Annotated in this window: 16 protein-coding genes and 1 tRNA gene; 8 read left to right on the plus strand and 9 right to left on the minus strand. The window is 74.4% G+C overall.

The genetic code is table 11. The annotated features are described in order from the left end of the window. Positions 1–34: 34 nt before the first annotated feature. Genes IE305_RS04415 through IE305_RS04450 form a run of 8 tightly spaced genes read right to left on the minus strand, consistent with a single transcriptional unit; the run spans position 35 to position 7,896 of the window. Positions 35–1,045, minus strand: a complete 1,011-nt coding sequence (locus IE305_RS04415; protein ID WP_190128003.1) for a beta-ketoacyl-ACP synthase III — start codon at positions 1,043–1,045, stop codon at positions 35–37. Then, positions 1,042–2,061 carry a ferritin family protein gene (locus IE305_RS04420; RefSeq protein WP_190128004.1) on the minus strand — a complete coding sequence of 340 codons (1,020 nt, stop codon included), beginning with the start codon at positions 2,059–2,061 and terminating at the stop codon, positions 1,042–1,044. Before IE305_RS04420 ends, IE305_RS04415 begins: the two co-directional genes overlap by 4 nt. Next, positions 2,054–2,617: a flavin reductase family protein gene (locus tag IE305_RS04425; RefSeq protein WP_190128005.1), complete on the minus strand. Its 564-nt coding sequence runs from the start codon at positions 2,615–2,617 to the stop codon at positions 2,054–2,056. Before IE305_RS04425 ends, IE305_RS04420 begins: the two co-directional genes overlap by 8 nt. Beyond that, the gene (locus IE305_RS04430) at positions 2,614–3,180 is read right to left on the minus strand and encodes a hypothetical protein (RefSeq protein ID WP_190128006.1); all 567 of its coding nucleotides are present in this window, start codon (positions 3,178–3,180) and stop codon (positions 2,614–2,616) included. The genes IE305_RS04425 and IE305_RS04430 overlap by 4 nt, the downstream gene beginning before the upstream one ends. Before the next feature lie 28 nt (positions 3,181–3,208). Continuing rightward, on the minus strand, positions 3,209–3,697 hold the full coding sequence (locus tag IE305_RS04435) for a type II toxin-antitoxin system RatA family toxin (RefSeq protein ID WP_190128007.1): 489 nt from the start codon (positions 3,695–3,697) through the stop codon (positions 3,209–3,211). 2 nt (positions 3,698–3,699) lie between these two features. After that, positions 3,700–4,983, minus strand: a complete 1,284-nt coding sequence (locus IE305_RS04440) for an aspartate aminotransferase family protein (RefSeq protein ID WP_190128008.1) — start codon at positions 4,981–4,983, stop codon at positions 3,700–3,702. Between the two features lie 49 nt (positions 4,984–5,032). Beyond that, on the minus strand, positions 5,033–6,172 hold the full coding sequence (locus tag IE305_RS04445) for an acyl-CoA dehydrogenase family protein (RefSeq protein ID WP_190128009.1): 1,140 nt from the start codon (positions 6,170–6,172) through the stop codon (positions 5,033–5,035). Positions 6,173–6,222: 50 nt separating this feature from the next. Next, complete coding sequence (locus IE305_RS04450) at positions 6,223–7,896, minus strand: aldehyde dehydrogenase family protein (protein WP_190128010.1); 1,674 nt, start codon at positions 7,894–7,896, stop codon at positions 6,223–6,225. A gap of 296 nt (positions 7,897–8,192) precedes the next feature. On the opposite strand from IE305_RS04450, the gene IE305_RS04455 reads away from it, so the two are divergent. The 5 genes from IE305_RS04455 (at position 8,193) to IE305_RS04475 (ending at position 18,043) form a co-directional block, all read left to right on the plus strand. Then, on the plus strand, positions 8,193–8,504 hold the full coding sequence (locus tag IE305_RS04455) for an acyl carrier protein (RefSeq protein ID WP_190128011.1): 312 nt from the start codon (positions 8,193–8,195) through the stop codon (positions 8,502–8,504). Positions 8,505–8,590: 86 nt separating this feature from the next. After that, positions 8,591–14,356, plus strand: a complete 5,766-nt coding sequence (locus IE305_RS04460) for a type I polyketide synthase (RefSeq protein WP_190128012.1) — start codon at positions 8,591–8,593, stop codon at positions 14,354–14,356. A gap of 119 nt (positions 14,357–14,475) precedes the next feature. Continuing rightward, positions 14,476–16,104, plus strand: coding sequence for a long-chain-fatty-acid--CoA ligase (locus IE305_RS04465; protein WP_229890517.1), 1,629 nt, complete (start codon positions 14,476–14,478; stop codon positions 16,102–16,104). Between the two features lie 66 nt (positions 16,105–16,170). Further along, positions 16,171–17,157: an LLM class flavin-dependent oxidoreductase gene (locus IE305_RS04470; protein WP_190128014.1), complete on the plus strand. Its 987-nt coding sequence runs from the start codon at positions 16,171–16,173 to the stop codon at positions 17,155–17,157. A 100-nt stretch (positions 17,158–17,257) separates the two neighbouring features. Then, the gene (locus IE305_RS04475) at positions 17,258–18,043 is read left to right on the plus strand and encodes a thioesterase II family protein (RefSeq protein ID WP_190128221.1); all 786 of its coding nucleotides are present in this window, start codon (positions 17,258–17,260) and stop codon (positions 18,041–18,043) included. A 78-nt stretch (positions 18,044–18,121) separates the two neighbouring features. On the opposite strand, the gene IE305_RS04480 is transcribed toward IE305_RS04475, so the two are convergent. Beyond that, positions 18,122–18,559, minus strand: coding sequence for a hypothetical protein (locus IE305_RS04480; RefSeq protein WP_190128015.1), 438 nt, complete (start codon positions 18,557–18,559; stop codon positions 18,122–18,124). A 241-nt stretch (positions 18,560–18,800) separates the two neighbouring features. Between IE305_RS04480 and IE305_RS04485 the strand changes: the two genes are divergently transcribed. The 3 genes from IE305_RS04485 (at position 18,801) to IE305_RS04495 (ending at position 20,352) form a co-directional block, all read left to right on the plus strand. Next, a tRNA-Val gene (locus IE305_RS04485) sits at positions 18,801–18,889 on the plus strand. Positions 18,890–18,922: 33 nt separating this feature from the next. Then, complete coding sequence (locus IE305_RS04490; RefSeq protein ID WP_190128016.1) at positions 18,923–19,888, plus strand: diacylglycerol/lipid kinase family protein; 966 nt, start codon at positions 18,923–18,925, stop codon at positions 19,886–19,888. A gap of 95 nt (positions 19,889–19,983) precedes the next feature. Beyond that, positions 19,984–20,352: a nuclear transport factor 2 family protein gene (locus tag IE305_RS04495; protein ID WP_190128017.1), complete on the plus strand. Its 369-nt coding sequence runs from the start codon at positions 19,984–19,986 to the stop codon at positions 20,350–20,352. The last annotated feature ends 43 nt before the right edge of the window (positions 20,353–20,395 follow it).

Genomic DNA, 20,395 nt, shown 5'->3' on the forward strand with positions numbered 1-20,395 from the left:
GCGTGGTGCGGTCGTGGTGCCGGCGCGGACGTCCTCAGACGTCGAGGCCGGGCCAGACGAGGGTGGTCGAGCCCCAGGCCAGCCCGCCGCCGAAGGCGGTGAGCAGTACCCGGTGGCCGGCCGCCAGGTCCCCGGCCTCGGCGGCCTGGGCCAGCAGCAGCGGGATGGACGCGGCGCCCGTGTTCCCGACGTGCTCGATGTTCGACAGCTGCCGCTCGGGCGGGATGCCCAGCCGTTCGGCGACCGCCGTGAGGATGCGGGCGTTGGCCTGGTGCGCCGCGAGGCGGTCCACGTCGGCCAGGTCCCAGCCGGCGCTCTCGACGGCCGCCTTCGAGGCGGCCGTCATGCGTTCGACGGCCATCCGGTAGGTGTCGCGGCCGTGCATCCGGAAGAACTCCTCGCCGGGGGCGGCCGGCAGCCCGGTGGAGCGCTGCCGGGAGCCGCCCGCCGGTACCTCGATGAGGTGCCGGTGGTCCCCGTCGCTGCCGAGGACGGTCCGGCCGACCGCCCCCGGTTCGTCGGGGCGGCCCGCCCGCAGCACCACGGCCCCCGCCCCGTCGGCGAAGATGACCGCGGTGCCGCGGTCCTGCGGGTCGATGATGGTGGTGAAGGCGTCCGCGGCGATCAGCAGCACCCGCTCCGCCGTGCCGGCCGCGATGAGGCCGGAGGCGGTGGCGAGCCCGTAGAGGAAGCCGGTGCACACCGCCGAGACGTCGAAGGCCGCCGCGCCTGCCAGTCCCAGCCGGGCCGCCACCTGCGGGGCGGTGGCCGGGCAGGGCTGGTCCGGGGTGGTGGTGGCGAGCACCACCGCGTCGGCACGTGCCTCGCCGGAGGACTTCAGCGCCCGCAGGCCCGCCTCCACCGCCAGGTCCGAGGTGGCCGTGCCCGGCTCGATCACGTGCCGGGTGGCGATCCCGGTGCGGCTGCGGATCCACTCGTCGGAGGTGTCCAGCCGGGCCGTGAGGTCCTCGTTGGTCACCACGCCGGGGGGTACGTACCCGCCGACGCCGCAGACGACGGCGGCCCGCCCGGCCCGGCCGCTCATGCGGCCTTCTCCGCCGGCCCGCCGGCCGCCGCGCCGTCCGTGCCCTCGGCGGTGGCGAGCACGTCGACCGGCAGGCCCATGTACGCCATGCGGGCCTCGGCCATCTCGTCCGTCCACCGCTCGGCCATGTCGTAGCGCTGCTCGGCGGTGGTGTCCAGCATCCGCACGCCCGGCCAGATCTCGTAGTCGCCGATCAGGTCGGCGTGCTCGGCCATGCCCTGCTGGAACAGCTCCTCGCGGTGGATGACGAACTCGCGGTCCGGCACCCGGTCCCACAGCTCCACGCCGGCCCGCAGGATCTCCAGCAGCCGCGGCCGGTACTCCGGGCGGGCCGCGACGTGGTCGCGGAGGATGGTGCTGGCCACCGTCAGGTGGCGGATCTCGTCGATGGCGGTGCCCCGGGAGATCTCGCCGGTGGCCGGCGACAGCGGGGTCCACTTGCGCTCGCTGAGCTCGGCCGCGGGGGCCAGCACGCCCTCGATGACGATGGCGAAGACCGCCACGCCGCCGACGAAGTCCTGCTGGTCGCGGACGATCTCCAGGGTGAAGTCCTCCACGGGCTTGAGCACCCGGGCCCGGTAGTCGGCCGCCATCTCGTCGATGTCGCGCAGCAGCGTGGCCGCGGGCATGCCCAGCTCGACCAGGTGGTTGCGGAACACCCGGGCGTGCCGCGCCTCGTCCAGCAGCTGCGTGGCGTAGAACTCCAGTTCGGGGACGCCGGGGGCGATGGGCACGTAGTGGCCCAGCAGCCGGGTGGCGATCTCCTCGGACAGGCCCCGGAAGCCGAACTCCAGGACCAGGGCCTCGCGCAGCGGGCCGGGCTCCTTCAGGAAGTCGGGGACGAGCGCCTTCTCGTGGTGGCCGGTCGTGCCGCGGTCGCGCAGCGTGCCCTGGGCCACCTCCGTGATCCAGTACGCGAGGTTGCACTGCTCCGGGCCGAGCGTGAGTTCCTTCGCACCGTCCAGCAGTCCGGGAGCCCGGTCCCAGTCCGCCTCCGGCGCCACGGCGTCAGACATCGTGCTGATTTCCTTTCCGGTGGGGTCCGGCGAACAGGCCGCCGGCGTAACTGAGCAGGGGGGCGCCGTCGTGGACGGCGGTCCGGGTCACCTGGCCGAGCAGCACGTCGTGGTCACCGACGCGCGGGGTGTCGAAGACCCGGCAGGTGTAGTGCGCCAGGGCACCGTCGATCAGCGGCGCGCTCGCGTACGGGTCGGCCTCCCAGGCGATGCCGGCGAACTGCTCGGCACCGGTGGGGCGGGAGCCGTCGGCGAACCAGCGGGCCAGCTCGCCCTGCCCGGCGTCCAGCACGTTCACCACGAACCGGCCCTCGGCCACCGCCAGTTCGGCGAAGACCGAGCCGGCCCGCAGGCAGGCGCCCAGCAAAAGCGGCTCCCGGGAGACCGCCGTGACCGTGCTGACCGTGGTGCCGTGCAGCCGGCCCCCGTGGCAGACGGTGAGCACCGAGACGGGCGAGGCCAGCTGGGCCAGCGCCCGGCTGCGCCGCTTGCGGCTCTGCGGGCCCGTCCCGCCGGCCCGGGGGGCCGGGCGGAGGCGGGCGGCGGCGACGCTCACCGGAGTGCCTCGTGCCGTGCGGCGGCCGGCGCGGCCGGCTCCGCGGCCGTGGGGGCCGCGGCCGCCGGCCGGTGCCCGACCGGCACCGGGTCCGTCACCGCGTGCCCGGCCGCCTTGGGGTGCGGCAGCCCGAGGTCGTCCAGCAGCCGCAGGTAGCCGGGCTGCCGCACGGGCTCGAAGGGCAGGGCGAACGACTTCATGAAGTTGCCGAACAGCCCCCGGTCGCCGAAGAGGTGGAACGGCAGCACCAGCAGCGCCCACTCCGGCTTCACCAGCCAGCACCACAGCGCCGCGACCACGGCCTGGGTGATGAGGCTGTGCATGACGTTGTAGAGGACGTAGTACGTCTTGGCGATGGGCCGGCCGCCACTGCGCTTGAAGGCGATGGCGCCCGGGATGTAGCCGATCAGGTCGATGTAGAGGAACAGCCCGATCGCGGGGAGCCAGCGGATCTCGTCGTAGTGCGCGATCAGCAGCCCGGTCGCGACGGCGAAGCCGACGAGGTACTCGGCCCGGTGTATTTGGTAGGTCTTCGGGGTCTCGAAGGGATTTGCCTGGTCCACGGCGTGCCTCCTCGGCGGGGGTGGGGCGTCAGGCCGCGACGTCGCCCGGACGGGCGCCGTCCAGCTCGATGCCCCCGGAGATCCGGGTGCCGGGGAACAGCCCGACGAGGGCCCAGGCGACCGTCTCCTTGATGACCCGCTCGGCGATCGGGTCGAGGATGCCCTCCAGGCTGGGGATGCCGAAGTCGAAGTCGGCGTCGAAGCGCACCGCGACGTCGTCGCCGTCCTGGCGCAGCGCCCAGGTGCCGGTGAAGCTCTCGAAGTCGCCGTCGCTCTGCTCGAAGCGCACCAGCAGCTGGTCGCGGAGGAAGTGGTCGTCCTCGGTCCAGCTCAGCAGGCCGCTGCGGAAGTGCAGCTCCCAGCTGGAACTGCCGCGCGGCTCCGGCAGCGTGGCGTGCACGGTGGTCGCCCGCACGTGCGGGGCCAGCTCCGGGTACTTGTCCCACTGGACGACGCTGTCGTAGACCGTCTCGGCCCGCTGGGAGGGCACCACGGCGTCGATTTCCACGTGTCGCACGGTCAGTTACCGCCTTCCGGCATCGTGGCCGAACCCCGGACCAGGTCCAAGGTGGCCTTGTCGAACGCATTGAGGAGGAATTGCATGTCGGTCTCGGTGAGGATCGCCGGGGGCGTGAACCGGACCACGGAGCTGCCGTTCATGGAGTGGTTGGCCACCACACCGTGGTTGAACAGCTCGATCAGCAGCTCGCCGGCCAGGCCGGCCTCGACGAGCTCCACGCCGATGAGCAGGCCCTGACCGCGGACGTCCACGACCAGGTCCGGGATGTTCCGGCGGGCGATCCTCGCGATCTTCGGCAGCAGCCGCTCGCCGATGTCCTTGGCCCGGGCGACCATGTCGCCCTCCTGCACCGCCTTGATCGCGCCCTGCACGGCCGCCATCAGCACCGGCTGGCCGGAGAACGTGGCGGTGTGGACGTACGGGTCCTTGTCGAACGGCCGGAACGCCTTGCGGGTGGCCACCGCGGCCGACACCGGCATCACACCGCCGCCCAGCGCCTTGCCGGTCAGCAGCACGTCCGGCACCACGCCCTCGGCGTCGGCGCCCCACCACTCGCCCAGCCGGCCGAAGCCGGTCTGGATCTCGTCCATGATGAGGAAGCCGTCGTACTCGCGGACCAGCTCCTCGACCTGCTTGAGGTAGCCCTTGGGCGGGATGATCACGCCGCCCTCGCCCTGGACCGGCTCGAGGATGACGCACACCTCGCCCGGGTGGGCCCGCAGCTCCTCGCGCAGCGCGTCCGCGTCGCCGTACGGCAGGTGCACGAAGTCGGGCACCAGGGGCCGGAACGGCGCTTGGTAGACCTCCTTCGCCGTGGCCGACAGGGCGCCCAGCGTCTTGCCGTGGTAGCCGCCCTTCATCGACACGGTGCGCTTGCGGCCGCCGGCCCGGGCCAGCTTCAGGCCGGTCTCCACCGCCTCGGCGCCGGAGAGGGCGAAGTGCACCCGGTCCAGGCCCGGGGGCATCACCGACACCAGCGCCTCGGCGGCGCGGGCCGCCGTGGGCTCCAGCAGGATGCGGGTGGCCGTCGGGTGGGTGGTCAGCTGGCGCAGCACGTGGTCCATCACGACGGGGTGCCGGGCGCCCATGACGAACACGCCGTAGCCGCCGGCGTTCAGGAACCGCTCGCCGTCGCTGGTGGTCAGCCAGGCGCCGGAGGACTCGACCTCCATGTGGCTGCCGAACAGCTCGGCCAGGGTGGCCCTGCCCTTGCTGAGGTGCGCCCGGTACAGGCCGAGGACCTCCGCCTCGGCACTGACCCGGACGTCCTGGATCACACTCATGGAACTCTCCAAAGGAAGCTCTCGGAAGGAAGGGGGGCGCCGGGCGGGGCTACGACAGCTCCAGCGCGCCGCCGCCGAAGTACGCCAGCAGCGGCTCCGCGGCCGCGCCGCGGCCCGGCGGGTGGAAGGCCAGCGGGCGGGCGGAGGCGGCCTGCCGCACGTGGTCGGAGGAGCGGATGAAGTCCATGCCGCCCAGCAGCTCCAGGGCCTGGTCCGTGGTGCGGGCCAGCGAGTCCTGGAGCGCGTAGCGCGCCACCAGCACCCCGGCGACCGCGGCCTCGCCCTCCTCGCCATCGGCCACCGCCCGGGCCGCGCCCTCCAGCAGCGCGAAGCCCGCCTCGCAGGCCACGGCCAGCGCGGCCCGCTCGGCCGCCGCGCCGCGGTCCCGCTCCAGCACCAGCTCGACGAGGGACGCGGCGGCCCCCGCGTACCCGGCGGAGACGAGCATCTCGAACCAGATGAACCCGGCCGTCTGGAGGTCGTCCAGCCGCCCCGGGTCCTCGGCCGAGGTGCGCACCACCAGCTCCTCGGGGACGAACACGTCCTCCAGGCGCACCTCGTCGCTCTCCGCCGCGGCCAGCAGGTCGTTGCCCCAGAACGGGTGCACCGACAGGCCCTCGGAGGTGGCCGGCACCAGGGCCAGCGCCAGCTCCGGGGCGCCGTCCTCGCCGGGCACCGAGATGCTCGCGGTCAGCAGGTTCATCGAGGACGCCAGGCTGCACGGCTTCTTGGCGCCCGAGAGGCGGTAGCCGCCCGGCACCGGGCGGGCCGTCACCGAGGGGGCCAGGATGTTCTGCTGGGTGCGGCCCTCGGCCCAGCCGGAGGCCAGCAGCAGCTGGTCGGGCACCACGCGGTGCAGCAGGTCCAGCTGGGCCGGGGAGAGCCGGCCGCCGTCGGCCGCCAGCGCGAACAGCATGGCCACGGTGAAGTGGTGCATGGTCACCGCGGCGGCCAGCGACGGCGACAGCGCGCCCAGCGCCCGCTGCACCCGCACGGCGTCCAGGGGCCCGGCGCCGTGCCCGCCGTACTCGGCGGGCACCAGCAGGCCCACGCCGCCGTACTCGCGGAAGAGGGCGATGCCCGGCCCGCCGGGCCGCTCCCGCTCCGCGTAGGGGATCTCCGCAAGGGCCTTGACCAGGCCCGGGTGGTAACGCTCGCACACCGCGCGAGCTTCATCGAGGGAACGCACGAGTCATCTCCGGTCGTGTGAGGGCCGCGGGGTGGTCCGCGGGGCGGCGGTCAGGAGCCGAACACCGCGTCGCGCGGGCTGACGTCCCGGGCGATGCTGATCCCCTGGACGTGCGAGGTCTTGAGGATCGGGTAGTTGGCCTCGCCGAACGCACCGCCGGTCAGCCCGGTGCCGCCGTGGCTGGGCAGGTAGGGCAGGAAACCGATGTGCGAGTCGTTGATCTTCAGCAGGCCGCCGTTGACGACCTGCGCCACGAACGCGTCGATCACGTCCTCGGACGCGGTCCACAGCGAGTTGCGCAGCCCGTACTCGTTGGTGTTGACGAAGTCGATGAACCGCTCCAGCAGTTCCTCGTCCGGCGCCCGCTCCGCCACCACGATGGGGATCAGCGGGAAGAACGTCTCCTGCCGCACCAGGTCGTACGAGCGCGCCCCGGCCATCCCGTCCACGCGCACCACGGTCGGCTCCAGGAAGACACCGGTCTCCGACGGTGTGCCGTCCAGCTCCGTGCGCCGGCCGCCGGTGACGATGGTGCCGCCGTTGTCCAGCGCCTGCTGGAGCAGGGCGAAGAACCGCTCGCTGCGCCGCACCGGCGACAGCAGCACGTCCTCGTCCTCCGGGTAGCCCGGCCGGACGGTCTTCACCTGCTCCCGTACCTCGTCGATCAGCGCCTCGGCGACGTCGGGGTGGGCCAGCACGTAGTTGGGCACCATGCAGATCTGGCCCGAGCCGAAGAACGCCTCGGTGATGGCCTCGGCGGCCTTGGGCACGTCCGCGTCGGACCACACCACGATGCCGTCGTTGCCCGCCAGCTCCAGGATCGGCTTCTTGCCGTTGGCCACGCAGCGCTGCTCGAAGCGCAGGCCCTCCTGGCTGCCGCCGATGTAGAAGATGTCGTCGATCAGCGGCGACTCGACCCAGCGGTCCAGGGTCTGCTTGGGGTTGCCGCAGACCGCGTTCAGGGTGCCGGGCGGCGCCCCCAGCTCGTCCAGCAGCGGCGCCACCACGTCCCGCAGCAGCCACATCGTGCTCAGCGCGATGCTGCGCGGGGCGCGCACCACCACGGCGTTGCCGGCCATCAGGGCCAGCACGGCCAGGGCGGCGCTGGGCAGCGGGGCGTTCTGCGGCGGGTTGAAGCCCACCACGCCGTCCGGCTGGCGGCGCACGATCAGCCGCCGGCCGCCGTGCCGGAACTCGGTGTGCATCTGCTGCCGGTACCAGCCGAGGCTCTCCTCGCTGTAGATCTGCAGCAGGCAGCTCAGCTCCCAGCGGGCGAGCTTCACCGGGTGCGCCTCGTCCACCAGCATCTGGATGAACTCGTCCTTGCGGCGCAGGAGTTCCTCGCGGAACCGGGTGCCCAGCCGCATCCGGCGGCCCAGCGGCACCGCGGCCCAGCCGGGGGCCGCGGCCGCCGCGGCCTCGGAGGCCAGGTCGATGGCGGCGTCGTCGGCGATGGCGCACCGGCCCACCACGTACGGGTGGTGCGCGGCCTCGGAGTGCGGGTCCTTCTCCAGGGCTCGCTTGAGGCTGACACTGGTGAACACGTCCTCCAGCAGCGAACGGCCGCTGACGGTGTACACCCAGTCGTCGCCCTCGATGTCCTTGCCGCCGATGTAGAGCGGATAACTGCGCAAAGAATCACTGTCGTGCCGGTCCCCGGCACTCGGGGCGGCAGTAGAGGAATTCGCGGTGGAAGTCCTCCCCGCCGATTCATCGAGAAGCATTCTCAGGCCTTTCCGGGGCGGGCCGGTCGGTCCCGTCCGTCGGTGAGCGGTTTCCGTCCGAATCGAGGCGATCGTGTCAACCCGGCCTGACCCGCCACTGACGCGCTGCTGATTCCCCCAGGCCCGCGCAACGTCCCGCCACCGTCCCGCAACCCGACCCCGAATCTCCGCTTCCGTGCTGATCAGCGCCGTGTCAGTGCGCGGTCAGCCGGGCTGGGCAGCGTGTCACCACCTTCGGCCACGAGCCGGCCGGCGCCCGCCGGGCACCGGGCCACCCACCGCGACGGGGAATTCCTATGACAGCACCGACCGAAACGCTCCTGCAGCTGCGTGACCTGCCCGGCACCGAACTCGGGGAAGCCGTCGAGGAACTGGTGACCACCGAGTTCCGCCGGGCCCTGCTCATGGACGACGACGAGGAACTGCCGCTGCACAGCAACTTCTTCGAAATCGGCCTGACCTCCCTGCGCCTGATGAACGTCCGGCGCACCCTCGAGGAGACCCTCGGGCTGCCCATCGACACCACCGTGCTCTTCAGCCGGCCCACCGTCGACGAGCTGGTGCAGCACCTGACCGACGTCCTCGCCGACGGGCGCGGGGAGCCGTAGGCCGCCGCCGTCCGTCCCCGGTCCGCCCGCCGGGCCGCGCCCATCAGCCCCCACGACGCACAGGGACACAAGGAGAAGAAGCGGACATGCCGCGCCAGTCCTCACACCACGCCCCCAGCGAGCCCATCGCCGTCATCGGCGTGGGGCTCCGCTTCCCCGGGGGCTGCGACTCCCTCGACGCCTTCGACGCGTTCCTGCGGGAGGGCCGGTCGGGCATCGTCCCGCTGCCCCGGGACCGCTGGGACCCCGACACCTTCACCCCGCGCGACCCGGCCGACCCCGCCGAAAAGGGCAAGATCCGCACCACCGGCGGCGGCTTCCTCGACCGCGTCGACCTCTTCGACGCCGGCTTCTTCAACATCTCGCCGAAGGAAGCCCAGTACATGGACCCCCAGCAGCGGCTGCTGCTGGAGACCGCCTGGCAGGCCCTGGAGCACGCCGGCGTCGACCCCACCCCGCTGCGCCGCGGCAACGGCGGCGTCTACATCGGCGCCAGCTCCATCGACTACGCCCTGGAGCTGGAGTCGTTGCCGTACGAGGAGCTCGACGGCCACCTCGCCTCCGGCATCACCATGTTCCCGCTCTCCGGGCGCCTGTCCTACTTCCTGGGCTGGCGCGGCCCCAGCATGAGCGTCGACACCGCCTGCTCCTCCTCGCTGGTCGCCCTGCACGCCGCCGTCCAGGGGCTGCGCGCCGGCGAGACCGACATCGCCCTGTGCGGCGGCGTCAACGTGCTGCACAACGCCCGCATCCCGGTGATGTTCAGCCACGCCAACATGCTCGCCCCCGACGGCCGCTGCAAGACGTTCGACGAGTCCGCCGACGGCTACGCCCGCGCCGAGGGCTGCGGCGTGATCGTCCTCAAGCGGCTGTCCGACGCGCAGCGCGACGGCGACACCGTCCTCGCCGTCGTCCGTGGCACCGCCGTCGGCCAGGACGGCGACAGCGCCGGCCTGACCGTCCCCAACGGCGTCGCCCAGGAGGGCGTCATCCGCAACGCCCTGGCCGCCGCCGGCCTCGAACCCGGCGACATCCAGTACGTGGAGGCACACGGCACCGGCACGCCGCTGGGCGACCCCATCGAACTCGGCGGCATCAACGACGTCTTCTCCGCCTCGCACACCAAGGACGACCCGCTGATCGTGGGCTCGGTCAAGACCAACCTCGGCCACATGGAACCCGCCTCCGGCCTCGTCGGGCTCATCAAGGCGCTGCTGCAGATCCGCTCCGGCACCATCTACCCGCACCTCAACCTCGAACAGCCCTCGGCCCGCATCCCCTGGGACCTCTACCCGGTCCGCATCCCCACCGCCTGCGAGCCCTGGGACGCGCCCGTCCGCCGCGCCGTCGTCAACAGCTTCGGCTTCGCCGGCACCATCGGCGCCGTCGTACTGGAACAGCCCCCGGCCCCCGCCCCCGCCGCCCTGGAGCCCGCCGGCGACGGCGGCGTCCGGATGCTCACCCTCTCCGCGAAGGGCACCGCCGCCCTCCGCGCCCAGCTGGAGAACCACCGCCGCCTCCTCGACGAGCGCCCTGACCTGGACACCGGCCGGCTCTGCCACGCCACCAACGTCGCCCGCGCCCACCACTCCCACCGCCTCGCCCTGCCCCTCCTCGACCGGGACGCACCCCGCGCCGAACTGGTCCGGGCCCTCGACGCAGCCCTGGCCCGCGAGGACCTGCCCACCCCCGGCGGCATCCGCAAGGTCGCCTTCCTCTTCGCCGGGCAGGGCTCCCAGTACCCCGGCATGGGCGCCGCGCTCTACGAGCGGTACGAGGTCTTCCGCGACACCGTCGACACGTGCGAGGAGCTCTTCGCCCCGCACCTCGACGGCATCTCCGTCCGCGCCCTGCTCCTCGGCACCGCCGACGACCCCGAGGCCGTGCACCGCACGCGGTACACCCAGCCCGCCCTGTTCACCCTCGAGTACGCGCTCGCCCAGCTGTGGCTGTCCTGGGGCGTCAAGCCCGGCGTCCTCATCGGCCACAGCATCGGCGAGGTCGTCGCCGCCGCCGTCGCCGGCCTGTTCACCCTGCCCGACGCCGTCACCCTCGTCGCGGCCCGCGCCCGCCTGATGCAGTCCGTCACCGCCCCCGGCGGCATGGCCGCCGTCAGCGCCCCCGCCCACGAGGTCGAACCGCTCCTCGCCGGCCACCCGGACCTGGCCCTCGCCGCCGTCAACGCCCCCGACCAGTGCGTCGTCTCCGGCGGCAGCGCGGCCCTCGCTGAGGTCACCGCCCGCCTCACCGCGGACGGCGTCCGCGTCGAGCAGCTCGGCGTCTCGCACGCCTTCCACTCGCCCCTCATGGCCGAGGTCTTCGACGACTTCCGCGCCGCCCTCGCCGGCATCACCTTCCACCGGCCCGCCATCGGCCTCGTCTCCAACGTCACCGGCAAGGTGGCCCGCTACGCCGAGATCGCCACCCCCGAGTACTGGGTACGGCACATCGGCGAGCCCGTGCGCTTCCTCGACGGCATGCGCACCCTCGGCAAGCGCGGCCGGCACGCCTTCGTCGAGATCGGCCCCTCCAGCGCCCTCACCGCGCTCGGCCGCCGCTGCCTCGGCGACGGCGACCACCTCTGGCTGACCAGCCTGCGCCGCCGCGACACCGGCGACGCCACGCTGCTGCGCTCGCTCGCCGCGTACTACGAGGCCGGGCTCACCGTCTCGTGGACCGGCGTCCACGGCGGCCGCACCCTGCCCCGCACCGACCTGCCCACCTACCCCTTCCAGCGCAAGCGCTACTGGCTGCCCACCCCCACCACCCGGCGCACCGCCACCGGCGGTGCCGCCCACCACGTTCTCCTCGGCACCGAGACCACGCCCGCCGGCAGCCCCGCCGGCACCCGCGAGTTCACGGCCGTCGTCGTCCGCGAGGACCTCGCCGCTCTCGGCCACCACCGCGCCGGCGACCAGCACGTGCTGCCCCCCGCCGCCCACGTCGACCAGCTGCTCGCCCTCCAGGACGCGGTGTACGGCCACACCCGCGCCGGCCTCGACGGGCTGCGGCTGCACGAGCCGCTGCCGCTGCCCGACGACACCGAGATCACCCTGGTCACCCGGCTGCGCCCGGCGGACGGCGGGGCCGAGGCCGAGGTCGTCAGCGTCACCGAGGGCGAGGAGCGGCTGCACGCCACCGCCCGCATCACCGCCGGCGCCGGCACCGACGGACCGGCCCCGGAGCTGCGCGCCCTGCCGGCCACCGCCGGTGCACCCGTCGAGACCGTGACCGCCGAGGACGTCTACACCGACCTCACCGCCGTCGGCCGCGACATCGGCGCGGGCCTCGCCCTGCTCACCGAGGTGAGCGCGCACGACGGGGGAGTGGTGACCGCCACGCTCACCGCCCGCGACGCCACCGCCGTCGAGCACCTGCCCGGCGACCTGCTGGAGGCGGCCCTGCACGCCGTCGTCGCCCTCGACGCCGACGGACCGGTGTTCACCCTCGCCGCCGCCCGCCGCGTCCGCCTGTTCAAGAAGCCGCGTGGCACCACCCTCCGGGTCGCCGCCCGCGTCGCCGCCCCGGCCGGCGGCACCGCCCGGCGCACCGCCGACGTGCTGCTGCTGGAGGGCGACGAGCCCGTCGCCGAGCTCCTCGGCGCCGAGTTCACCGGCCCCGCCCGCCCCGGCACCGAGCAGCAGTTCCTGCACCGCCCCCGCTGGGTACGGCACTCCGCCCCCGCCACCGCCCCCGACCGCCCCCGCCACGCCGTGCTCATCCAGGCCGGACGGGACCGGCTCGCCGCGTTCGAGCGCCAGGCCGCCCGGCACGACGTCCGGCTGTCGTACGCCGCGACCCGCGCCGAGTTCGAGGCCGTCCTCGCCGACGGCTCGGTCACGGACGTCACCTGGTTCTGGCGCCCCGCCGACGGGCCCATGTCCGCCGAGCGGCTGCGCACCGAGTGCGAGCGCAACTACCGCCACCTGCTGAAGGTCGTGGCGATCCTGGAGGGCGCCGCCGCGCCCCGGCCCCCGCGGCTGTGGCTGGTCACCGAGCGGGCCCAGGGCCTCCCCGGCGACCTGCCCGGCACCGGCGAACAGCTCGGCGCCGCCACCCTCTGGGGCTTCGGCCGCGTCCTGCTCACCGAGTACCCCCAGTACCGGGCCACCCTCCTCGACCTGCCCTCCGAGGGCGACCTGTTCCCGTTCTCCTCCCTCCTCGACGAGTGGCGTGCCGGCGCCGAGGACGAGTTCCAGGTCGCCTACCGCGGCGGCCGGCGCCACGTCCGCCGGCTCCTCGCCGGCGACGCCACCCTCCCGGACGGCGCCGGCTTCGCGTTCCGCGCCCCCGCCGACGGCGACCTCACCGCGCTGGCGCCCGCGCCGGCCGAGGACCGCGCCCCCGTCGGCGACGAGATCCAGGTCCGGGTCGACACCGTCACCCTCACCCCCGACGACGCCCGCACCGCCCTGGAGGGCCTGCCCGGCGACGCCGGCGACCCCGGCGCCACCGCTCCGGTGCTCGGCACCTCCTGCCACGGCACCGTCGTCGCGGCCGGCGAGCAGGCCGCCTTCGCCCCTGGCGACAAGGTGTTCGTCCGCGGCCACGGCACCCTGCGCTCCACCGTGACCGTCCCGTCCGCCGACGCCGAGCACGCCGCCGACGTCCCCGCCTCCGGCAACGCCTACGGCCCCGACGAGATCGACGAGGCCCTGCGCGTCGTCGCCGACGGCCCCGCCTCCGCCACCGCCCTGGTCAGCGTGGCCGCCGACGTGGCCGACCCGGCCTGGGCCGGCGACGGCGCCCCGGCACCGCGCCACGTCACCATCCGGCCCGACCGCACGTACGTCGTCACCGGCGGCCTCGGCGGCCTCGGCCTGGCCACCGCGCAGAAGCTCGTCGACCTCGGCGCCCGCCACCTCGCCCTGGTCAGCCGCCGCGGCAAGGCCACCGACGAGGCCGCCGGCATCCTCGCCGCCCTCTCCGAGCGCGCCGAGGTCACCGTGGTCCGCGCCGACGTGGGCCGCGAGGAGGACGTCCGGCGCATGACCGCCGAACTCCTCGACGGGCCCGCCCCGGTCGGCGGCATCATCCACGCGGCCGGCGAGATCGGCAAGGCGCTCGTCGCCGAACTCGACTGGAAGGCCATGGAGGAACAGCTCACCGCCAAGGTCTACGGCGGCTGGCTGCTCCACGAGGCCGGGCGGCTCTTCCCCGAGCTGGAGTTCTTCGTCGTCTACTCCTCCGTCGCCTCCGTCCTCGGCGGCGCCACCCAGGGCCACTACGCGGCGGCCGCCTCGTACCTGGACGCCCTCGCCGACTGGCGCGCCCGCCAGGGCCTGCCCGGCCTCTCCGTCAACTGGGGCGCCTGGTCCCGGGTCGGCATGTCGGCCCGCCTGGACGACGACCTGGCCCGCGAGGTGCACCGCAGCGGCGTCCGCTTCTTCTCGCCCGCCCGCGCCCTGCGCGCCCTGGCCGGGATGTGGGGCCGCCCCGTCGTGCAGCGCGTGGTCGGCGACTTCGACTGGAACGCCTACACCGCCGGCGCGCCCGTCCAGGACGCCTTCTTCTCCCGGCTCGTCACCCGCGCCGCGCAGGACACCGGCGGCGGCCTCGACCTCGCCGAGCTGCTGGCCCGGCCCCGCGAGGAGCGCCGCGCCGTCACCGCGGCCCTCGTCGGCGCCCAGGTCGCGGCCGTCCTGCACCTGGAGGACGACGAGGAGCTCGACCCCACCGCCGAGTTCGTCTCCCTCGGCCTGGACTCCCTGATGGCGATGACCGTCAAGTCCGCGCTGGAGAAGATGTTCGGGCTCACCCTGCCGGCCTCGCTCACGCTCGACCACCCGTCGGTGCGGCAGCTCACCGAGTTCCTCGACAGCCGCCTGGTCCCCGAGGACCAGCCCGTCTGAACCCGCTCCGCACCGCCTCCGGAAGGGCGCTCGCCGGGCGCCCTTCCGGGGCACTCCCCCAAGCCACCACCGGGCCCACCACGCAGGGCCCGAGACCGAGAATGCGAGGCGGACCACCCGTGACTCACCCGGTGAACGAGACCGACCGCAGACAGTGGACCCTGCACCGCTCCGCCGCCCGGCACGCCGCCGAACGGCCCGGCCACCCGGCCGTGGTCTGCGAGGGGCGCACCACCACCTACGCCGAGCTGGACGACCGCAGCACCCGGGCGGCCCACGCCCTGCGCGCCGCCGGCATCGGCCGCGGCGCCCGCGTGGCCTACTTCGGCCGCGAGTCGGAGCACTACTACCTGGCCGTCCTCGCCTGCGCCAAGACCGGCGCGGTGCTGGTGCCCGTCAACTGGCGGCTCACCCCCGGCGAGGTCACCCACATCCTGCGGGACTCCGGCGCCCGCCTCGTCTTCGTCGACGAGCGGTTCGGCCGCACCGCCGAACAGGCGCTGGCCTGCCTGCCCGGCGTGACCCGCGTGCCGCTGACCGGCCCCGGCGGCCTGGCCGGCTGGTACGAGGGCCACCCCGGCACCCCGCTGGACCCGGGCACCGGGCCCGACGACGCCGTGGTGCAGGTCTACACCAGCGGCACCACCGGGCTGCCCAAGGGCGCCGTCCTCGCCCACCGCAGCTTCTTCACCCTGCCGCACGCCCTGCGCGAGGCCGGCAGCGACTGGCTGGACTGGCGGCCCGACGACGTCGCCCTCATCTCCCTGCCCGGCTTCGGCATCGCCGGCATCGGCTGGTTCCTGCACACCTTCAACGCCGGCGGCACCAACGTCGTGATGGGCATGTTCACCCCCGGCGAGGCCGTCCGCCTCATCGCCGAACACCGCGTCACCACCACGTTCATCGCGCCCGCGATGCTCCAGATGATGCTCGACGAACCCGCCGCCGGCCCCGCGGCCTTCGCCTCCCTGCGCAAGGTCGCCTACGGTGCCGCGCCCATCTCCGAGACGCTGCTCTGCCGCTGCCTGAAGATGCTGCCCTGCGAACTGGCCCAGATCTACGCCAGCACCGAGACCGGCAGCGTCGCGGTGTGCCTGCCGCCCGAGGCGCACCGGCCCGGCACCACCATGCTGCGCTCGGTGGGCCGCGTCTGCCCCGGCAACGAGATACGGGTCACCGGCCCCGACGGCCACGACCTGCCGCCCGGCGAGATCGGCGAGGTCCGCGTCCGCACCCCCGCCCACATGCTCGGCTACTGGAACCTGCCGGACGCCACCGCCGCCGCCCTGGACGACGGATGGCTGCGCATGGGCGACGCCGGTTACCTCGACGCCGACGGCTACCTGTTCCTGTGCGACCGCATCAACGACACCATCATCGTCGGCGGGCAGAACATCTACCCCGCCGAGGTGGAGAAGGAACTGTCCGACCACCCCGACGTCGTCGAGGCCGCCGTGGTCGGCCTGCCCGACCGGTACTGGGGCGACCAGGCCCACGCCTGCGTCGTCCTGCGGCCCGGCAGCACCGCCCGCCCCCGCGACCTGATGCGCTTCCTGCGCGGCCGGATCGCCGACTACAAGATCCCCGAGGTCTACCACGTGGTCGGCGCCCTGCCGCACAACCCCGCCGGCAAGGTCCTGCGCCGCGAGGTCCGCGAGACGCTGCTGGCCGGCGTCACCCAGCCGGCCGGCCCCGGCCTCCCGGCCACCGGGCCCGCCACGCCGGCCGTCGCCGCCGCCCGGCCGTAGGCCCGCGCCCGTGGCCCCGCACCCGTAGCCCCCCGACCGTAGAGCCCGACCGAGAGGCAGACCGCCGTGTCCGACCCGACGTCCCCGCCCCTGCGCATCGGCATCCTCCTGCCGACCCGCGAACAGGCCATCACCGACAGCTACGCCGCCGCGCCGCTGCTCGACTTCGCCCGCCGCGCCGAGGAGCTCGGCTTCGACTCCCTGTGGGCCGGCGACTCCCTCACCGCCCGGCCCCGCCTCGACCCGCTCGTGGTGCTCTCCGCCGCCGGCGCCGTCACCAGCCGCGTCACCCTGGGCACCGCCGCCCTCACCCCGGCGCTGCGCCACCCGCTCATCGGCGCCAACATGATCTCCAGCCTCGACCACGTCTGCGGCTCCCGCCTGGTGCTGGGGCTCGGCTCCGGCTTCCCCATGCCGGAGACCGAGGAGGAATTCGCCTCCGTCGGTGCCTCGTTCGAGGGCCGGGTCGGCCGGCTCGACGAGATCACCGCCCTGTGGCGCACCGCTTGGCGCGCCGGCGAACCCGGCGCCCCCACCGCCCACGACGGCACGCACTGGCAGGCCGACCGGCTCGACCGGCTGCCCCGCCCGCACCGCCCCGGCGGACCGCCGCTGTGGCTGGCCGGCAGCGACACCCCGCGCGTCCTGCGCCGCGTGGCCCGGCTCTACGACGGCTGGCTGCCGTTCCTGCCGTCCGCCGAGGCGTACGGCACCGCCCGGCGCCGCCTCGCCGGCCTCGTCGAGGAGGCCGGCCGACCCGCCGACGCGGTGACCCCGGGCCTCTACGCGACCATCACCGTCGGCCGCGACCCGCGCGCCGCCGAGGCCGAGCTGGAGCACTACATCACCCACTACTACGGGCGCTCCCTCCAGCAGATGGCCACCATCCAGGCGTACGCCTGGGGCACCCCCGAGCACTGCGCCGAGTGGCTGGCCTCCTACGTGCGGGCCGGCGCCCGCCACCTGGTGCTGCGCGTCGGCTCGCTCGACCCCGAGCCCCAGCTGAAGGACATCGCCGAGATCGTGCTGCCCGCCGTGCGGGCCCTCGGCTGACCCACGCCCCGTCCGGCCGGGCCCGCACCGAGCGGGCCCGGCCGCCCCGTACGGCACGCACCCCACCCTTCCATCTCACGTGAGGAACGAGGCATCCACCATGGAGCACGCGGACCACCTGTCCACCGCCGGTCACTGGTTCCACCCCGTCGAGCCCTCCGCCGACGCACAGATCCGGCTGTTCCTGCTGCCGCACGCGGGCAGCGGCGCCATCATCTACCGCGACTGGGCCGGCCTGCTGCCCCCGCACATCGCCGCGCAGGCCGTCACCCTGCCCGGCCGCCACAACCGGCGCACCGAGCCCACCCACACCGACTGGGAGCCGCTGCTCGACGCCCTGTACGAGGCGGTCCTCGACGAACTCGACGACCGGCCCTTCGCGTTCTTCGGGCACTGCCTCGGCGCCCAGCTCGCCTTCCGGCTGACCCAGCGCATGGAGCGCGACGGCGGCCCCGCCCCCGTCCTCCTCGGCGCCTCCGGCTGGTCCCCGGTGGGCTTCTTCGAGCCCACGCCCGAGCAGGTCCACATGCCCGAGGAGGAACTCGTCGGCTGGATCCGCAAGCTGGGCTCGTTCCCCGCCGAGATCTACGAGAACCCCGAGACGCTCGCCCTGGTCGTCCCCGCCCTGCGCGCCGACCTGTCGGTGGCCGCCCAGTTCCGCGACGACGGCGACGGGGTCACCTGCCCCCTGGCCACGTACGGCGGCGCCGCCGACCCGCTGCAGGAGGCGCCCGACGCCATGACGCACTGGGCCGCCCGCAGCCCCCGCTACCTCGGCCACCGCGAGTACTCCGGCGGCCACTTCTACATCGACCACCACGCCCCGGCCGTCACCGCGGACTTCGCCCACCACCTCACCCGCGCGCTGACCGCCGCCGCGGCCTGAGTGCAGCCGGCACCACCGCACAACGCTGTGGGGCCCCACCCTTCCGGGTGGGGCCCCACAGTCCGTTCTTCAGCGGGTTCAGGTGCCGGCGTTCAGCTTCTTCAGGCCGGACATCTGGAGGAAGGCGAACGCGGCGACCACGACGGCCTGCATCGGGGTCCACACCGTGCCGACCGTGTTCGGGTCGAGCCAGCCGAAGGCCAGCGCCGCCACGCTCGCGACGGCCCACAGCAGGTTGGCCTCGATGACCACCTTGGTGGCCAGGGCGGACGGCACCTGACGCGCCGCCAGCACACCCACGAGGATGCCGTAGACGGTCAGGAAGGCGCCGATGCCGCGCAGGAAGCCCGTCGACAGGTCCAGCAGGTCGCCGACCGGGCCCGCGCCCAGCAGGTAGATCAGCCCGTTGCCGCCGGTGACGACGGCGTCGAGCGCGAGGAAGGTGCGCAGCGGCTTGGCGGCCGCGGTGGTGCCGCGGTCCGCGCGGGCCGACGCCGAGGTCTGGTACGTCGTCATGGATAGGTCTCCTGACTGAGGATGGGTGGGCGGAGGGCGGCGGCCTTGCCGGGGACACGGGGGCGTCACCGGCACCACTCGCCGTCACGCGAGCGTGACAGGAGCCGCTGACGCCGCGCTTACACGAAGGGCGCCTGACGCGACAGCGGCACGTCAGCACGCCGTCAGCGCACTCCGGCATCGTTCTGGGTGTCGCCGGGAGCGGCCGGGCAGGACCCGGACCACCCGCCGCCGGCGACGGGGAGAGGTACCCGAAGTGGCCCAACGGGGTCCGGGCGCACGCCCGGTCGGGTTTCACCGCCTGCGCAGGTTCGAATCCTGCCCTCTCCGCCCACGACGACCGACGAGGAGGAACACGCCCGCATGGCCGACCGAGCCGCAGCCCCGGGCCACACCGGGGCCCTGATCGTGGCCAACCCCGCCTCCGGCAGTCACAGCCCGCGCCTGGTGCGCGAGATCGCCGAGCTGTGCGCGGCCCACCTCGACCTCGTCGAGGTGCACCTGACCACCGCACCCGGCGACGCCACCGACGTGGCCCGCCGCGCAGCCGCCCCCGCCCCCGGCCCCCGGCCGGACCTGGTCGTGGCGGTCGGCGGCGACGGCACGGTGCGCGAGATCGTGCAGGGCCTCACCGACACCGGCACGGACGGCGCCGCCGCCCTGACCATCGTCCCCGGCGGCACGGGCAACTCCGCGTACCGCATGCTGTGGGGCGAACGTCCCTGGCAGGACGCCCTCAAGGCCGTCCTCGCCGACTCCGGGCCCGGCGGCACCGCCCGGCTGCGCCGCCTCGACCTGGCGCTGCTGCGGGAGACCGGCAACGCCGTCTTCCTCGGCTCGTGCAGCGGCGTCATCGCCGACGCGCTGATCACCGCGCGCGACCTGCCGCTGACCGGACGCGCCCGCTACGCCCGCGCGTTCGCCGACACGGCCGACGGCTACCGCCCGTACCCCGGGCGCGTCACCGTCGACGGGCGGGTCGTCCACGAGGGGCCCACCGTCCTCGCCAACGTCGGCGGCGGCCCCTACCGCGGCGGCCAGTACCTCGTCCTGCCGCACTCCCGGCTCGACGACGGGCTGCTGGACGTCTGCGTCATCGACGGTGCCGTCGCCGCCGCGGACGTGCCCGAGCTGACCAGGACGGCCGCCCACCTCGACCACCCCGGCACCGTCTACGCCCGCGGCCGCACCGTCGTCGTGGAACGCACCGACGGCGAGCGCCTGCCGCTGGAGCACGACGGCGAGTACCAGCACGGCATCGGCACCACGGCCACCTTCGAGGCCGTGCCCGCCGCCCTGCCGGTCTGGGCCCCGGCGGACCCGGCCTGACCCCGCCCCGCCGCACCGCGGCGGCCCCCGAGACTTGGCGCCCCCGGCGTCAACACCCCTGCAGAACACGCTGAGAAATCTTGGAGTCAGTCACCATGAGCGACCTCACCGCCACCGTCAACCGCTACCTGGCCATCTGGAACGAGGCCGACGCCGACAAGCGCGCCCAGGAGATCGCCGAGCTGTTCACCGCGGACGCGCCCTACATCGACCCGCTCGCCGAGGTCGCCGGCCACGAGGGCGTCGCCGCCGTCATCGCCGGGGCCCGTGACCAGTTCAAGGGCCTGTCCTTCGAGCTCCTCGGCACCGTGGACGCCCACCACCGGCAGGCCCGCTTCCAGTGGGGCCTGGTCACCGAGGCGGGCGCCGAGCCCATCGCGATCGGCTTCGACGTGATCGTCACCGGCGAGGACGGCCGCATCAAGGGCGTCTACGGCTTCCTGGACAAGGTGCCGGCCGCCTGATCAACCGGGCCCCCGGCCCGTCGAGGGAGCGGTGGGTGCGCCC

The organism is Streptomyces mashuensis (genome assembly GCF_014654785.1).
Classification (GTDB): Bacteria; Actinomycetota; Actinomycetes; order Streptomycetales; family Streptomycetaceae; genus Streptomyces; species Streptomyces mashuensis.

Excerpts from the sequence above, each read along its gene's own strand:
- IE305_RS04415 (WP_190128003.1), bottom strand. The coding sequence starts at position 1,045 with ATGAGCGGCCGGGCCGGGCGGGCCGCCGTCGTCTGCGGCGTCGGCGGG.
- IE305_RS04420 (WP_190128004.1), bottom strand. The coding sequence starts at position 2,061 with ATGTCTGACGCCGTGGCGCCGGAGGCGGACTGGGACCGGGCTCCCGGA.
- IE305_RS04440 (WP_190128008.1), bottom strand. The coding sequence starts at position 4,983 with ATGAGTGTGATCCAGGACGTCCGGGTCAGTGCCGAGGCGGAGGTCCTC.
- IE305_RS04450 (WP_190128010.1), bottom strand. The coding sequence starts at position 7,896 with ATGCTTCTCGATGAATCGGCGGGGAGGACTTCCACCGCGAATTCCTCT.
- IE305_RS04455 (WP_190128011.1), top strand. The coding sequence starts at position 8,193 with ATGACAGCACCGACCGAAACGCTCCTGCAGCTGCGTGACCTGCCCGGC.
- IE305_RS04460 (WP_190128012.1), top strand. The coding sequence starts at position 8,591 with ATGCCGCGCCAGTCCTCACACCACGCCCCCAGCGAGCCCATCGCCGTC.
- IE305_RS04475 (WP_190128221.1), top strand. The coding sequence starts at position 17,258 with ATGGAGCACGCGGACCACCTGTCCACCGCCGGTCACTGGTTCCACCCC.
- IE305_RS04480 (WP_190128015.1), bottom strand. The coding sequence starts at position 18,559 with ATGACGACGTACCAGACCTCGGCGTCGGCCCGCGCGGACCGCGGCACC.
- IE305_RS04490 (WP_190128016.1), top strand. The coding sequence starts at position 18,923 with ATGGCCGACCGAGCCGCAGCCCCGGGCCACACCGGGGCCCTGATCGTG.
- IE305_RS04495 (WP_190128017.1), top strand. The coding sequence starts at position 19,984 with ATGAGCGACCTCACCGCCACCGTCAACCGCTACCTGGCCATCTGGAAC.